The 14,841-nt window shown below is 47.8% G+C and carries 15 protein-coding genes; all 15 read right to left on the reverse strand.

Annotated features, from left to right (window positions below; all coding sequences use genetic code 11):
• Position 1 precedes the first annotated feature (1 nt).
• Positions 2-925 (reverse strand): AEC family transporter, encoded by a 924-nt coding sequence (locus VFK44_13455; GenBank protein ID HET7629374.1) that lies wholly within the window; start codon positions 923-925, stop codon positions 2-4.
• A gap of 72 nt (positions 926-997) precedes the next feature.
• Complete coding sequence (locus VFK44_13460; protein ID HET7629375.1) at positions 998-2,056, reverse strand: tartrate dehydrogenase; 1,059 nt, start codon at positions 2,054-2,056, stop codon at positions 998-1,000.
• Between the two features lie 2 nt (positions 2,057-2,058).
• Positions 2,059-2,739, reverse strand: coding sequence for a GntR family transcriptional regulator (locus tag VFK44_13465; protein HET7629376.1), 681 nt, complete (start codon positions 2,737-2,739; stop codon positions 2,059-2,061).
• A gap of 87 nt (positions 2,740-2,826) precedes the next feature.
• The gene (locus tag VFK44_13470; GenBank protein HET7629377.1) at positions 2,827-3,807 is read right to left on the reverse strand and encodes a quinone oxidoreductase; all 981 of its coding nucleotides are present in this window, start codon (positions 3,805-3,807) and stop codon (positions 2,827-2,829) included.
• A 67-nt stretch (positions 3,808-3,874) separates the two neighbouring features.
• Complete coding sequence (locus tag VFK44_13475) at positions 3,875-5,350, reverse strand: DASS family sodium-coupled anion symporter (GenBank protein ID HET7629378.1); 1,476 nt, start codon at positions 5,348-5,350, stop codon at positions 3,875-3,877.
• A 155-nt stretch (positions 5,351-5,505) separates the two neighbouring features.
• Complete coding sequence (gene larA / locus VFK44_13480; protein ID HET7629379.1) at positions 5,506-6,768, reverse strand: nickel-dependent lactate racemase; 1,263 nt, start codon at positions 6,766-6,768, stop codon at positions 5,506-5,508.
• Positions 6,769-6,868: 100 nt separating this feature from the next.
• Entirely contained in the window at positions 6,869-7,177 is a 309-nt protein-coding gene (locus tag VFK44_13485) for a DUF4387 domain-containing protein (GenBank protein HET7629380.1), read from the reverse strand.
• Positions 7,178-7,198: 21 nt separating this feature from the next.
• A complete protein-coding gene (locus VFK44_13490; protein ID HET7629381.1) occupies positions 7,199-8,566 on the reverse strand; it encodes an acyclic terpene utilization AtuA family protein in 1,368 nt (455 codons plus the stop codon).
• Between the two features lie 45 nt (positions 8,567-8,611).
• Positions 8,612-9,271, reverse strand: coding sequence for a GntR family transcriptional regulator (locus VFK44_13495; protein ID HET7629382.1), 660 nt, complete (start codon positions 9,269-9,271; stop codon positions 8,612-8,614).
• Between the two features lie 41 nt (positions 9,272-9,312).
• On the reverse strand, positions 9,313-10,107 hold the full coding sequence (locus VFK44_13500) for an SDR family oxidoreductase (GenBank protein ID HET7629383.1): 795 nt from the start codon (positions 10,105-10,107) through the stop codon (positions 9,313-9,315).
• A 26-nt stretch (positions 10,108-10,133) separates the two neighbouring features.
• Positions 10,134-11,201 carry an isocitrate/isopropylmalate dehydrogenase family protein gene (locus VFK44_13505; protein HET7629384.1) on the reverse strand — a complete coding sequence of 356 codons (1,068 nt, stop codon included), beginning with the start codon at positions 11,199-11,201 and terminating at the stop codon, positions 10,134-10,136.
• 8 nt (positions 11,202-11,209) lie between these two features.
• Positions 11,210-11,902 carry an RraA family protein gene (locus VFK44_13510; protein ID HET7629385.1) on the reverse strand — a complete coding sequence of 231 codons (693 nt, stop codon included), beginning with the start codon at positions 11,900-11,902 and terminating at the stop codon, positions 11,210-11,212.
• The gene (locus VFK44_13515) at positions 11,899-12,462 is read right to left on the reverse strand and encodes an HD domain-containing protein (protein HET7629386.1); all 564 of its coding nucleotides are present in this window, start codon (positions 12,460-12,462) and stop codon (positions 11,899-11,901) included. Before VFK44_13515 ends, VFK44_13510 begins: the two co-directional genes overlap by 4 nt.
• A 50-nt stretch (positions 12,463-12,512) precedes the next feature.
• Complete coding sequence (locus VFK44_13520) at positions 12,513-13,577, reverse strand: Ldh family oxidoreductase (protein ID HET7629387.1); 1,065 nt, start codon at positions 13,575-13,577, stop codon at positions 12,513-12,515.
• A gap of 165 nt (positions 13,578-13,742) precedes the next feature.
• The gene (locus VFK44_13525) at positions 13,743-14,828 is read right to left on the reverse strand and encodes a TRAP transporter substrate-binding protein (protein HET7629388.1); all 1,086 of its coding nucleotides are present in this window, start codon (positions 14,826-14,828) and stop codon (positions 13,743-13,745) included.
• Positions 14,829-14,841 lie beyond the last annotated feature (13 nt).

Below are 14,841 nucleotides of genomic sequence, written 5' to 3' on the forward strand. Positions count from 1 at the left end.
ATCAAAAGAGCAAATTCGCAACGTATATAACGAGTGTAATCGTAACACCGCTGCACAAAGTTGATACGATGACCGCCTGTGCCGCATATTCAGATTCATTTCCGTATTCCAACGCAAGGATTGCACTGTTTCTTGAAGTCGGTAATGCCGCAGCAATCAGCAGCGCTTTCGCCATCAGCCCGTCCAATCCGAGAACAAAAATAAACAATAAACCGAAGGCGGGACCGACGATGAGACGAATGAAACTGCTGAAGGCGATCGGCAACAAATGTTTCTTGAACCGCAACGTTGCCACTTGAACGCCGAGCGTAACGAGCGCAAGCGCGATAAAGCCGTCAGCCGCTTGAGAAATCGGTTCCCATACATAATTCGGTAGTTGGACATGGGTAACATTGAACGCCACACCGATAACAAGCGCATAGAAGATTGGAATTTTAAAAAATTCAGCGATCCCCTCTTTCAATCCTTTACTCGACACGCCGGCGTTGAATAAGCCAAACGTAAAAGTTAAAAAATTTTGAAAGGCTAACACGACGATCTGCACCGCAAGCGCATACGGATCGTTGCGAAAGGCGAGCTGATTGACCGGGATGCCGAAATTCCCATTGTTCGTCAAAACAATGCTGTTCGTAAAGCTGGCCAGAAACGGTTTGTCGTAATGAAAAATCCTTCCGAACGCTTGGGATACGAGCAGCAGCGCAACAAATTGCAAAAGCAAAAAGGCAATGACATGAAGAAACAAGTCAGCGGAAAGCTCCGCTTCGTACACTTTGGCAAAAATCAACGCCGGCACGAGGTAATACAAATTCAGTTTCGACAACGTGCGGTTGTCCAAATCGAAAAGACGATGCAACAAAACCCCTACCGCAACGAGAATAAATAAAGGCAAAATGACCGTTGTAAAAATCGTCCAAATGACTGTCATGCGTCTGGCGTCTCCTATTCTCTTATCTAGGAAAAACCCGGCCCATTTTGAGGGCCGGACAGCGCGGCACCCTTAAAGCGCCTTGATTTCTTCGCAAATGGCTTGTGTAACCTCTTTTGTCGTTGCATTCCCGCCGATGTCCTTCGTCTTGACGCCTTTTTCCAACACTTGTTCAATAACGTTGAGCAAGTGGTTTCCTAATTCCGCTTCGCCAAAATGATCAAGCATCATTTTCGCCGTCCAAATTTGCCCAATCGGATTAGCGATGCCTTGCCCGTAAATGTCAGGCGCCGAACCGTGCACCGGTTCAAACATCGAAGGATACTTTCCGTTCACATTAATGTTGGCAGCTGGAGCAATGCCAATGCTGCCCATGATCGCGCCGCCGATATCCGTCAAAATGTCACCGAACAAATTGCTGGCAACGATCACGTCGAAAACTTGCGGGCGGGTAACGAAAAATGCGGCGAGTGCATCAATGTGGTAGGAAGCGGTTTCCACATCCGGATAATCTCCTTTAACGTCTTTGAACACTTCATCCCAGAATGGCATTGAATGAACGATTCCGTTCGACTTCGTTGCGCTCGTCACATGCCCCCTTCTTTCCTTCGCCAATTCGAAAGCATAACGAATCGCTCTTTCCGATGCTTTGCGCGTGAAGATTGCATTTTGCACCGCCAATTCATCTTCCCCGCGATGGATGCGTCCGCCAACCTCGCTGTATTCGCCTTCACTGTTCTCCCTGACGACAATTAAATCAAAATCGTTCGGATTGACAAGCGGTGAACGCAAACCACTCATGAATTTCGCCGGACGAATGTTGATCGATTGTTCGAAGGAACGGCGTATGTTAATAAGCAATCCCCATAAGGAAATGTGATCCGGAACGATGCATGGATCACCAACAGCACCAAGGAATATGCCGTCGAAACTGGAAAGCGTGTCAATCCCGTCTTTCGGCATCATTTCCCCGTGTTCCGCATAATACTCGCAGCTCCACGGAAACTCTGTGTACTGAAAAGATAGTCCCCCATGTACTTCCGAAATCGCGTCCAACACTTTAAGTGCCTCAGGCACGACTTCTTTTCCAATTCCGTCTCCGGGAATCACGGCGATGTCAAATTTTTTCATCCTCATTCTCCTTTTTTGCTTAATAGTTGTTTTAAATGAGAAAGATCGTGTGCCGTATGTTCTTGCATAAGCCGCGAGGCGGTTTGCCCGTCGCGCTGTTTCAAATAGCGGAAAATCTCCTTATGCTCGGCAAAGATCGTTTCTTTTCGATTTTCGCCTTCAAAATTGATCACCCGGTAAAAATGCGTCAAAGAACGCAATTCGCCGAGCAATTTTTGCAGACGCTCATTCATGCTGAATGCGATAATATGATCATGAAAGGCTTCATTCGAGGAAACCCATTCGTTTTTATCAACGAACGGATTCTCAAACATTTCCTCCGTCTTTTTCAGCAATTGTTCAAGTTGTTCGAGCTGATGATCCGGCGCTCTTTCGGCGGTCAACTGGACCGCGAGAGATTCCAAAAATGCGCGGCATTGATAGATGTCTTCGACATCAGTCAATGTCGGCCGGTACACTTCCAACTGCGACTTATCATTAACAACGAGCAACCCTTCTTTGACAAGCGCGCGTACCGCTTCCCGCACAGGACTTCTGCTTACATTGAACTCCTTGGCGATTTTCGCTTCATAAATGCGATCCCCCGGTTCATACGAACCTTGGAAGATAAACGCCTTCAAGGTCTCTCGTAAATTTGCTCGTAATAAGGTTGGACCCGTTGCAGCTTGAAGTTTCCCATATATTCACCTTCCCATTGTCGGCTGTCGACAGCATACGCTTCGTCACTGCGATGAATCGAATTAGATTGGTCAGCGCCTATCACTGTTTGGTTACGGAACGAGTATTACTTTGCCGGTGTTCTTGCGGCTTTCCATCCATTTATGAGCAGCCTTCGCATCCGACAACGCATATTTTCGACCGATCATCATTTTTAAACGGCCGTCTTTGATCCATGTCAAAACTTTTTCAGCTGTCGGCCGCAACAACTCCGGCCGCTGTTTCCGTGTCGTGCCTAGACTAAATCCAAGGATCGCACGACAGGTGGGATATAAGTCATCTGTCTGATATTGCGCAGGTTTGCCTGAAGCATTTCCAAAGTTCACAAGTCTGCCGTACATCGCCAGGCAATGCAAACTTTTCTCTCCGGTGTCCCCAGCCACTGAATCTAAAATGACGTCTGCTCCGGTACCATTTGTAACTTCTCGAACGCGTTCAACAAAGTCCTCTTCTCGGTAATTGATCACAATATCTGCTCCGGCAAGTTTCGCCGTTTCTTTCTTTTCCTCGCTTCCGACTGTACCGATCACAAGTCGTGCACCGAGAATTTTGGCGATTTGAATGGCTGTTGTTCCCACACCGCCGGATGCCGCATGAATGAGAACCGATTCGCCTGGCTGTACCCGGCCGACTTGCGAAAGCAAATGGTAAGAAGTGAACGCAACGATCGGACAAGCCGCTGCGGCATCAAACGGCACACCATCAGGCAAAGCAAATGTTAAATTTTCATTCGCCACCGTAAATTCAGCATAAGACCCGGTCGTTGTCGGAAAAGCAATCACACGTTGGCCTTCCCGAAATGCCGTTACCTTGCTGCCGACCGCCTCTACCGTTCCGGCAACATCGACTCCAGGAATGTAAGGCGGTTGTTTCCCGCGATGGTAATTGCCGTAACGCGCCTTAAGATCGGCAAAATTAACAGCCGCCCCGCCAACGCGTATGAGCACTTGATCGGCTTTCGGAGTCGGCATCGCCACTTCTTCATAATTAAGTACTTCCGGTCCGCCGTATGATGAAACGACAACAGCTTTCATTTCAACCCCTCCAAACGTATTTTAAGTATGAATTCACCAATAGATGAAAGAAATCCTTCCCAAAGAATCAAAAGGAAACAAGGCCAAGCCATTTCCACCAGGTCAATGCAATGACGACCGTGACTGCCATCATTAACAAAGTTGCAAAAAGTCCGGGAATGAAAAAAGCACGTTGGGAAATTTGTCCCGTTCCGTGAATCATAATATTCGGCATCGATTCTACAACAAGGATATACCCATGCAAACACGTTAATGCAGCGGCAAAACATAAATAAAGCGGATCGACGCCGGCAGTCGCTGCCAAACCGAGATAAACCGGAATCAACGTGACGACGGCCGTTGATACATTGGACATAATTAAATGAATCAATTGCGTTGCAATAATAACGACGATCACGGCCGCAACCGGGTTATGCATGACAGTCAGCACCCAATCGTTTCCCGCGAGCACCTCCCCGATTTTATGCGCCGCACCTGACGCGTTAAAAGCATATCCCATAGAGAGCGTTGTACCGAGGATGAGGATCGTATTGAAATTAATTTTGACAGCATTCGACCATTTGGCACATCCGATACCCGGCAAAGTCATCAATGTCAAACCGATTAAGGCAGGAATGCTCGGATCCAGGCCGTGAAGCGGTTCCGTCATCCATAGAGAAACGATCAGTCCGAGAACGATAAGACATTTAATCTCAGAAGCATCCAAAGAACCGAACGCTTTCAATCTCTGTTGGATTTCAGCTTTTACTTGTGGGAAAGATTGTTCGCGCTTCTCCAAAGGAAAACATTTTAAAAGTACGATCCAAATACCCGGAATCATGATTAACCATAACGGCAACGCATATAAAAACCATTGAAAGTAACTGATTTCGATGTGAGCAAAGTCTTCGAGCATTTCAACCGTCAAAATATTGCTGATTGCTGCAGTCATTACCGCCGTACCGCTCACAGTGCTTCCAAATGCAACCCCAAGTAAGATTAACTTTCTTAATCGACTGTTTTGCTTTGCGCCGATCGTATCAAGGACGTTCATTGTGATTGGCAATAAAAGGGTGGTTCGCACGGCAACGGCCGGTATAAAAAAAGCTTGCACTTGCGGAATGATCAAGATGCTCGCCAGCAAACCTTTCGCGTTCCCTCCCCATCTCGCCAAAATAAAGTAGGTGATTCGTTTTGCGAGTCTCGTTTCGTTCACAGCTCTCGCCATCATCATGCCGCCGATGATTAGAAAGATTGCCGATGACGAAAATCCACTGTAGACGACATCCGTGGGGACCGGTTGCAACAATAGCATGGCAACCAGCGTCATAACGGCTGTCAACTCAATCGAAATGGCTTCGGTAATCCATAACATGACGGCACCAGCGACAATCGCAAGCATTTTGGCGGGTGCGCCGTGAAACGATTCAGGCAAACAAAAGAGCACCGCGGCAAACACCGCCATCGATCCAAAGATACCGAATAAGGACTTCTGATAAAAAACAGCCTTCCCGATGTTGATTGTTTCCTTGTTCTTTTTTGTCTGTCGGGCAATATCACTCATGTGTGCACTCAGTGCTCCTTTTCAGTTTCACCTTTTAAGTAAAATCTTCGTTCGGCTGTCGATTGTATCCAATACACAATTTAGATATCTTTAACTATACTAAAAATCCCGAAAAAAACAAAGGCTAAGTTTGTTCTCTTCGGGAATAAAATGGTTCATTCATTCAGTTGGACGAGACAGTCTACTGCATAAGGAATGAGCGCCGTTTTCGGCTGTCTTCCGCACTTGGCAGCCGCATTGTGATAGGCGCTTTCAATGGTTGACGACGGAATGAAAAACATTTTCTTCAATTCTACCGGGGCCATTTGATCTGTTACAAAATAGATGTCATGCTTTTGCAACACCCTAGCATACATGAACGCTTTCGACGAATGGTTTTTGCTGTTAAAGCCGGCCGACTTGAAATAATCAATCACTTCCTGGGGATCACGAGCATCGACAAGCAGCTGTGCGAACTTGCCTGCTCCGTCCGCGCATTCTGCGACAAGAATAATTGAACCGCCGGGTTTCGTTACCATCTCAGCGGTGGCAAGCGCTTTTTGCGCCTGATGCATGTCAAAGTCTTTCGGATATCCGCCCGGAGAAACAATCGTTACATCAAACTTTTCCTTTACCTTCACCGCCCAAACTTCTTTGCACACTTCCACGCCTTTTGCATGAGCTTCGACCAAATCGCCCGCAACGACCGATACGATCGCTCCATCGCTGTTTTTTACGACATTCACGATAAAATCAACCCCGACTTTTCTTGCCGCTTCCACCGCTTCTTCATGAAATGTATTTTTCTCCATCAATCCCATGACAGGGTATTCCGGGCGAATCGGGAAAGAATGATGCATCTCCAAACTCTTCAAGCCGGCGACCCCTGGAACGATGCTTTTTCGCCCGCCGCTGAAACCTGCAGATTGATGAGGGGTAATGATACCCGTAAGAATCGTCAAGTCGCTTTCAACGACGATGCGATTCACGATCACCGGCAAACCGCGTGTCGTTTCACCTAAGTCAACCAATTGGTTGGCGTCGGAAGCATCATGATTGATTACCGTGAAACGATCGTAAGCTTCTCGACCGATCATCCCGAGCAATTCCTCTTTAGTGTTTGCCCGGTGATTTCCCGTCGCGACTAATAATGTGATTTTCGAATCAGGAATCCCGGCTTCATTTAATTCCCGGCTGATTTCTTCCACGAACAATTGCGAAGGTGAAGGACGCGTAATGTCATTAATGACAATGACGGCGTTTGTTTTTCCTCGTGCAAGATCGATGAGCTTCGCCGATCCGATCGGATTCTTCATTGCTTTTTTCACAAGTTCCCTTTTTTCTGTAGGTACTGAAGTTTTTTGCGTCATCAAACACTCGATGTCAACGTCGAGTTCAAAAGTCAACTGTCGTTTTCCGTAAGGAATATTATAGTTCAATTTAATGTCCTCCCCAAATCAAAATGCATGTTTTCGTACATACGATCCGTACACCGGGAGAACTTTCCTTGGTGACCTTCATCTGCACCAGTTGCGAAACTTACCCCGGGATGTCGAGATTTACAAGCGGGGCATGCTGCTGTCCGCCAAAAACGTCTGGATCCATAAAATCACCTGAAGAAACGGGTCGCGGAAACGAAAATTTAAGGGCCATGGCTTCGTCACATTCGAAACATTGCACGTCTGATTCGTTGAGGTGATAAAGACTCGCGATGAGCGATTCATCCAAAATTCCGGTTTGTTTTACATGTTCAAAAGCCTTTCGGTCGGAAAATACCACATCAATCGTTAAAAAAAACGGCCCCGCGTTTTTCGCGCGTATCAACTTCGTCAATTCGTACAGCTTCATTGCCTTTCGCCTCCGAATCATTTATGTCATCCGATAAGTAAACGACACGAGTTCCAATGGATCATCCAGTTCAATGACATGATTCAAGCTAAACCGATAGCAAACCCCTAACGCAATGTTCGGCGGCGAATAAGGAAAAGCAATCTGACTTGCCAATCCCGACCATTCCTTGACGGGGTGATGGAGAGCCGTATGCCACACAATCGCCATAATGGAATGTGCCAGTTCCTCGGTTTCCGCCAGTACCTCCATTACGATGCCTGCTTCATGCCCTTCCAATCGCGCGATTGGCTCAAGTACGCCCATCGAACCCGATTTTCCATAAATACGAAAATGCAATTGATACCGAGATGAATCGAGCCCGAGACTCGCCTTGACTTTCTTTTTGATGCTTGCCTCCACACCATATAAAAAAGAATCCAATTGCTTTAATACAATAGGATCCCGAATGCCACCGACGGCGATTTGGCGATATCCGGCTTTTTCAACGCCTTCAACACGAACCGTGTACGCTTGAGCATGATGGAACTTGCTGTTTTTCACCCTTACTCCGCGATCTCCATCTTCATGATAAGTCGAAGCCGACGTATCCAAAACGCCGGACGGTTCGACTAATTGAAACGGGTTGCTGTTTTCATACAGCGTATGCGAGACAACACTTACCGGCGTGCAACGCATTTCCGGGCTCATTGGTTCGACGCGAAACGAATCTTCCCTGACCCATGCCATTAAACAATCCGGATACAAGCGATGCTCGACACTGCCTGTGCCGCACTCCAAAACTTTCGCTGCATGCCAAGCCGGTCCTTCACCAATGCCTTTCATGATCGGAACCGCCGTATAAATCGAGATGTCGCTCGAACGTCCCGCGATCACCACCTGTGCCCCTTCCTTCAAAGCGTGAATATAAGGCTCGGGACCCATTAAACCAACAATGCGTTCCAATGAATCGATGGATTTTTCAGTGATTTCAGGCGCCGGTTGCAAATCCTTCACTTTTCCATTCTTCCAATAATCAGCAAACGTTTCCTTCTCAATTTCCGACTGAATGACCGCCAATTTAAAATGAAGATCATCCTCTGTCGCGATTTCTTCAACGATTTCAACGGTCCAATCGACATGAGGACGTCCGCCGGCGGTTCCGGCAGAACCGACCAAAACAGGAATCCCGTACTTGATGCCTCCGCTAATCATGATGCGCAAATCTCGTTTCACCGCTTCTCTCGACGACATCGGGATTCCGGCACCCAAATAATACGGACCTGGATCCGTCGATCCCGCATCACAGCCGATAACGTCAGGCTTTAATTTCATCGCTCGCTCAAAAGACGCTTCCAAAAACCCCGTCCCCAACAACCCTGTTGCCGCAAGAACTTTGACTTCCTTCAATTTCTCTCTCCCCTCTGGCTGGAAGCACGCAGAAGAATGGTTCTCTTAATGCTTTTCTTGCTTTAACCGCCTTAACAATACGTTTTCTCCCGCCTGTAGATTGTACTCAACCAATGTTCCGACCTTATTTGAGTTGCCTTCCTTCAATGCGCTTAATATTGCTTCATGTTCTTTAATGACTTCTTCGGCACGACCGGGAATCGAAAAGGCGGAAATTCGAATGAACCTCCCGATTTGATTAATTTGTTCAATCAAAGCGATCAATCGTACATTTGAACCGAGACGATAAATCGTCGAGTGGAATTCCCTGTTCAATAAATCCGCTTCGTTCCAATTTCCCATTCGTAACACGCTGGAAAGTTTCTCATGGATGCTGCTTAACTTCGCCAATACTTCCGGACTCATTTTCGAGGCAGCTTTTTGGGCAGCCAACCCTTCAAGACATTTCCGAATCTCGTATATATCCTGAATGTCTTCGATCGTAATCTCAGCGACTCGTGACCCCCTGTTCGGGATGCTTTCTACCATACCTTCCGCTTCCAACATACGAATCGCCTCACGCAACGGCGTTCGGCTAATGCCAAGGTCTTCACATAACTCGGTTTCTACTAATTTTTGTCCGGGTGCTAGATTGCCGGACAAGATTTCTTCTCTCAAAATAGCAGCAATCCGCTCTCTTGCCGGGGTTTGTTCAACTTTTTCCATACGTAAAATTCCTTTCGTACATAATAATGTATACAAAAAGCTTAAATAATAGATTCACCGCCGTCAATATACAAGGATTGCCCGGTTATATGCTTAGCAGCATCTGATGCCAAAAACAACGCTGCCCCAACATGGTCGTCAGGTTGAGCCATACGCCGCAGCGGAATGCCCGCCCGAAAAAAATGTCGATCTCCGTGGATGCGATAATCCAAAGAACTTTTGCCGTCCCGCTCCATCGACGTTTGCATGAGCGGCGTGACCGTTCCTCCTGGACAAATCGTATTTACACGAACGCCATACTCGGCCATCTCAATCGCCATCACTCGCGTCAATTGTACGACCGCCGCTTTAGAAGCACTGTAAGGTGCCATCCGCCACCTCGGAATTTTCGCCGAAATCGATCCGATATTAATGATCGTTCCGTTTCGATTTTCAATGAAAACTTTGCCCGCATGCTTCGAGCATAGGAACGTTCCCTTCAAATTTACGGACAAAATCAACTCCCAATCAGCTTCACTGACCTCAACGGTCGGCGTTTTCTTACAGACGATACCTGCACTGTTCACCAAGATATCAATGTGTCCCGCCGTTTGCAGCGTTTCAGCAACCATTTTTTCGACGGAAGATTCATCACTGACATCGCAGGCGAGTGCAAAAGCCGTTCCGCCTTCCGCCTCATCAATCATCGCCCTCGTGGATTCCGCGCTTTCCTTGGAAAGATCGGTAACCGCGACCGTTGCCCCTTGGGAGGCAAATCCTAACGCGATCGACTGTCCAATTCCACTTCCGGCTCCAGTTACGACGACCACCTTATGACGCAACTCCTCGAATTTCATACAGATTCCTGCCTTTCACCCATTCGTCATCCCATCTCAGACAAGATCACATCGGTCATTTCATCCGTATGCGCTGTGCCACCCAAATCAGGAGTCAATCCTTTTCCGTTCTTCAATGTTTCGGCGACCCCTCGTTCGACGTCCTTCGCCGCTTCGAACAGTTCAGGCATCGACAGGTGAGCAGCAAGCCAATCCAACAGTAATTTACCTGATAAAATTTCCGCCACTGGATTCGCGATGTGAAGTTCAGCAATGTCCGGGGCAGATCCATGCGTCGCTTGTCCCATCGCATGTTCAATTCCCGCGTTCAATCCCGGGGCCAACCCGAGTCCGCCGACCAAGCCTGCGGCTTCATCCGAGAGCACATCCCCGAAAAGATTAGTCGTCACAATAACGTCAAACCTTTCGGGATACATGACAAGCATCATGGCGAACGCATCGACATGAAAATCGTTTAACTCAATATCCGGATACTCCTTTGCGACTTCCTTGCAGCACTCCAAGAAAAGGCCGCATCCGCGCCGCAGCACATTCGCTTTATGAACGGCGGTTACTTTTCCTCGGCGGCTTCTCGCCAATTCAAACGCTTGGCGCGCCACTCTCAAGGATGCTTTTCGCGTGACGACTCTTACGGAAACGACCGTATCCTCTGTCGGACGAAACTCGCCGTTTCCGTCCAACACATTTCGATCGGCATACATCCCTTCAGTATTCTCCCGCACAACAACCAAATCGACTTCCGGAAATTTCGTTTTCACACCGGGAAAAGCGCGGCTCGGGCGAATGTTCGCGAATAACTCATAGTTCTTGCGCAAATACCCGCTCGGATTAATGAAACGTTTATCGTTGATCGGATACGTATGATGGGTTACAGGTCCCAAGATCCAACCCGAATAATCGGGCAGTTTGTCCAACGTTTCTTGTGGAAGCGTGCTTCCGTGGCTTTCCAAGGCCGACAAGCCGGATGGAAGCATGGAAAAATCCGTTCGTACCCCTTGTTTCGCGCACGCCTTTTCCAATACGCGCATCGTTGCCTGTACGATGTCCGGACCGATGCCGTCGCCTTCAAGAACTGCGATTTCAACAGATTTCATCGTTCTTTTCACTCCAGTACCATAGTGACTTCTTCTTCATAAATAGTCAGAACACGCCGACGCACTACATCCGCAAGCTCAATCGGAACAAAACAAATGCCGCTGTCATCGGCGATCACGAAATCTCCGGGACAGACTTGAACGCCGCAAAACGAAATCGGTTGATTGACGCTGAATCCTTCCAACCTTCCTTGCCCGGTCATGCAGGAAATCCCCCGCGACCATACAGGCAATTTCATGGCGATGATTTGATCAACATCACGGATCGCACCGTCCACGAGGATACCAGCCAATTTTGCTTTTTTGGCGTGGGACGCCGCAAGCCCGCCGAGCACTGAATATTGTGCATCCCGATCGCCTTCAATCACTATGACATCCCCTTGTGCGGAATGCGAAAATACGAATTGATGAGCCAAGCGCCTCCCTTCCTGATGCGCCTTTCTCTCCGGCAAATAGCGAAGGGTCACTGCCGGCCCCACGATGCAATTCCCCCTCGTCAAAGGGGGAACTTTCGCGGCAGGAACAGCGAGCCGATACCCGAGTTCATCCAAAACATCGGAAACCGTTGCGCTCAAACCGGGTATATTTCGCAAAGGAGCAAATCGTGTTGGGTCGGGACGTTTCGCCATAGGATGGACGACAGGCGGCTCGTACGTACCGATCGCTGCACGCTTATGTTGTCCCGCCTTTTGATTGCTCATTTGTGAGACTCGACCAACAAAGGCGCATTCGCATCCAGGCGTGCCAAATCGGCCGCACACATGTCTGAATAATAAATACAAAGCGCTTCCGGCGTATTCGGAATTTCATTCGAAGAGATGGTGTGATTAATAATAATTTGAACGACAGCCATCGGAAAGCCCTCAGCCTCAGCTTTAAAGGCTCCGTAAAATCCGTGCTGATAACGTTTGCCTAGATCGCTTTTGTGTGCTTTACCGTCCGAATCGGGTTCATATTCAACCAATTTACAAACGTCATGAAGAATTCCCGCTGCGAGCAACACGTCCATGTCTATTTTAGTGCCTACAAATTTTTTCCCTTGATTAGCAAGATCAACCGCCCCATCAACGACTTGATTGACATGCTCGACTAAGCTGATTTCCGGTGCCAAAGAATTATAAGGACAATCGTGAAGGCCGTCCCAAGCGCTTTTATCCCAAACCTCCACCCAAATTTTGATGATTTTTTCTACCCATTCTTTATTCTTGATGTTTGCTAATTGCGGGAAACTGTCTCTTACGGCATCCGCTTTTGAATTCATGTCTTTTCTCCTCCGCAATCTCCTGAAAAAAATTCTTTTGGTCATCCCCGTTATTCGACATGTACAGGTTTCACGCCGAATTGAACGGCAACTCGAGAAATTTGCCTGACGACTTCCGCATTTAACGGGATGCCTTCTTTTTTACGCTGCGCTTTCAAAAGAAATTCACGCTCGCCGGGCATGAGTACGACATCCGTTCCTCTCGCTTTCTTCGAATTTTTCAATTCGCGAATGAACGTATCCGCCCTTTTTTTGTATTCTTTGAGTTCGACGAAATGGGCAATATCAATGGCCATAAATGTATGTCCCGTGTTTTGCGGCTCTCCCAAATTGTAAAATATGTCTTTCACTTCGCTCCCTATCGCACCTCCGGTCAATAATCCTGCGATTGCGCCTACCATCACCGCCAAACCAGAGCCTTTATAGCCGGCAAGCGGCGCAGCCAAGCCCTCCAAAGCTTCGTGCGCGTCAATCGTCGGTTCCCCGTATTTGTTCAGTGCCCAACCTTCAGGAATATTGTCTCCACTGTAGGAAGCCAGCTTGATTTTACCGACAGCTGCAACGCTCATCGCCATATCGAGCAATAACGGCAGCTCTTCCCCAGCGGGAGCCCCGATCGCCAAAGGATTGTTGCCGAGCAGTTTATCAACGCTTCCCCAAGCCGCCATCACGTTGACAGAAGATACCGTAAAGACAAGACCAATGACATCCGCTTCGAGCGCCATGTTGGCAAAATAAGCCGCAGCCCCGAAATGATTGCTGTGCTTGACTCCTATAAGTCCGACTCCGCTTGCCTTCGCTTTCTTGATCGTTTCATTCATGGCTCGGTAACTGACGACTTGACCCATCCCGTTCCCACCGTCCATTAATGCAAAGGACGGTCCATCCTTTACGAGTTTCGTTTCCACTTTCGGCGAAACCGCACCGCCCGTAATCCTTTGCGGATATACATTGAGCCGCATCGTTCCGTGCGAATGTACACCGCGCAAATCGGCATCGACCAGTGTATCAGCAATAATGTCGGCCTCATCTTCGGGTGCGCCCAATGCTTGGAAAACTTCACTCGTCATGCGAAATAGATCTTCCTGCCGAACGACCACACGGTTTGAAGACAAACGATAACCTCCCCAAAAAGCTCTCTCTATGTGTCGTACATTCATGCAATACTAGTTTTTGAATAAAAATAGGATTGAAGCAGGAACCCCGAACGTTTCGTGAACATTCGGAAGTTCCATTTGTAAAATTAATGACTTGCGGATGAAACCGATGACGTTATCAGCTTATTTCGAAGGACGCTTCCACTCGTATTCTTTCGCCAAATCTTGGATCGCACTTAAAATATCCTCACCGATAACGTCTTTGTAACTGTCAATGACCGGTTTCGTAGCTTCTTGCCATTTGGCGAGTTCGTCATTGCTCAACTTAATGACGGTTCCGCCGCCGTCAATTTGTTTTTGCAGCGCATCTTCATTGGCCTTCTGCGCTTGTTCCCAGTTCCATTTTTCTGTATCTTTCAATGCCGCTTCGACTTCTTTCTTCACGTCTGTCGGCAGGCTTTCCAGCCATTGCTTGTTTGCACAGATGACGTAAATATCGAGAATGTGATCAGACGTCGTTGTATATTTAGCCAATTCGTAAATTTTCGCGCTGACGTTGGCGTTCGGAGTCGGTTCAACTGCATCGATGACACCTTGTTGCAACGAAGAAGGAACTTCTCCCCAGTCGATCGTGATTACGTCTGCACCCAAAGCTTTAAAGGTGTTCACGTAGTTTTTGCCGCCGGGAACACGAATTTTGACACCTTTCAAATCATCGATCGTGTTGATAGGTTTGCTCGCGCTGACCATCCGCCAACCGTTCAACCAAACGTTCGTGATTTTGACGCCCTTTTCCTCAGGACCGGCAAACAATTTGGCGCCGATGTTCGGATCAGCAATCGCAGCCGAGATCATATCCGGTGATTTAAACAAGTAAGGCAACCCGAACGCTTGAAGTTTCGGAAACTGCCCCGACAACACGCCGGGAACCGGCGCCATCAGTTGAATTTGGTTTTGCTGTAAAGCTTGAAGCTGTTTCGATTGGGCAAACAACGAACCGCTGTCGTAGATTTGAACATCCACACGATCACCAACACTTGAAGACTCAAGCACTTCTTTAAAGTGCCGCCATGACTGACCTTTCAACGTATCAGCAGCAACGTCGTTATTTACTTTGATGGTAATTTTTTCTCCGGAAGATTTATCACCGCCGTTGGCACTTCCTTGATCTCCGCCCGACGATGAATTTGGAGCCGAAGAATTGGAACAACCAGCTGCCGCAATCAATAGTAAGATTAAACTGAAAATCGCTATGATCTTGATCTTCACAATGAAACACCCC

This window comes from Bacillales bacterium, assembly GCA_035700025.1.
Lineage (GTDB): Bacteria > Bacillota > Bacilli > Bacillales > DASSOY01 > DASSOY01.

Bases quoted from the DNA above. Each gene is read 5' to 3' on its own strand.
- VFK44_13495 (HET7629382.1), bottom strand. From the start codon at position 9,271: ATGGAAAAAGTTGAACAAACCCCGGCAAGAGAGCGGATTGCTGCTATT.
- VFK44_13485 (HET7629380.1), bottom strand. From the start codon at position 7,177: ATGAAGCTGTACGAATTGACGAAGTTGATACGCGCGAAAAACGCGGGG.
- VFK44_13470 (HET7629377.1), bottom strand. From the start codon at position 3,807: ATGAAAGCTGTTGTCGTTTCATCATACGGCGGACCGGAAGTACTTAAT.
- VFK44_13515 (HET7629386.1), bottom strand. From the start codon at position 12,462: ATGAATTCAAAAGCGGATGCCGTAAGAGACAGTTTCCCGCAATTAGCA.
- VFK44_13510 (HET7629385.1), bottom strand. From the start codon at position 11,902: ATGAGCAATCAAAAGGCGGGACAACATAAGCGTGCAGCGATCGGTACG.
- VFK44_13505 (HET7629384.1), bottom strand. From the start codon at position 11,201: ATGAAATCTGTTGAAATCGCAGTTCTTGAAGGCGACGGCATCGGTCCG.
- VFK44_13460 (HET7629375.1), bottom strand. From the start codon at position 2,056: ATGAAAAAATTTGACATCGCCGTGATTCCCGGAGACGGAATTGGAAAA.
- VFK44_13500 (HET7629383.1), bottom strand. From the start codon at position 10,107: ATGAAATTCGAGGAGTTGCGTCATAAGGTGGTCGTCGTAACTGGAGCC.
- VFK44_13455 (HET7629374.1), bottom strand. From the start codon at position 925: ATGACAGTCATTTGGACGATTTTTACAACGGTCATTTTGCCTTTATTT.
- VFK44_13475 (HET7629378.1), bottom strand. From the start codon at position 5,350: ATGAGTGATATTGCCCGACAGACAAAAAAGAACAAGGAAACAATCAAC.